The following is a 297-nucleotide window of genomic DNA, read 5'->3' as shown; positions in this document are numbered from 1 at the left end:
GCTGGCCGCGTCCAGCGTGCTGCCCAGGCTGGCGCTATGTGCCAGGTAGCGAGTGTCGCCGTAGTGGCGCACGCTGAGCTGCAGGCGGGTGAAGCGGCTGTCGTCGTCGTTCAGGCGGGCGCTGGCTTGTTGCCGGCCGTATTCCAGCGCAGGTTGCAGCATGGCGTCGTCCAGCGCGGCGGTCGGCTGCGCAAGGATGGCGTTTACGCGCGCCAGCAGCTCGTGCAGCCGCGCGGGGTCGGTGGTGAACTGCCACTCGCTTTCCAGGCGGTCGGTATCGGGGTTGAGCTTCAGGCT

The 297-nt window shown here is 69.0% G+C and carries 1 protein-coding gene; it reads right to left on the bottom strand.

The genetic code is table 11. The annotated features are described in order from the left end of the window. A partial coding sequence (locus ACZ9XP_RS17925) for a hypothetical protein (RefSeq protein WP_465188965.1) occupies positions 1-297 on the bottom strand: 297 nt, incomplete at both ends.

The organism is Vogesella perlucida (genome assembly GCF_979366545.1).
Note: the sequence above shows the minus strand (reverse complement) of the source record. Positions and strands in the feature narration are given on the sequence as shown.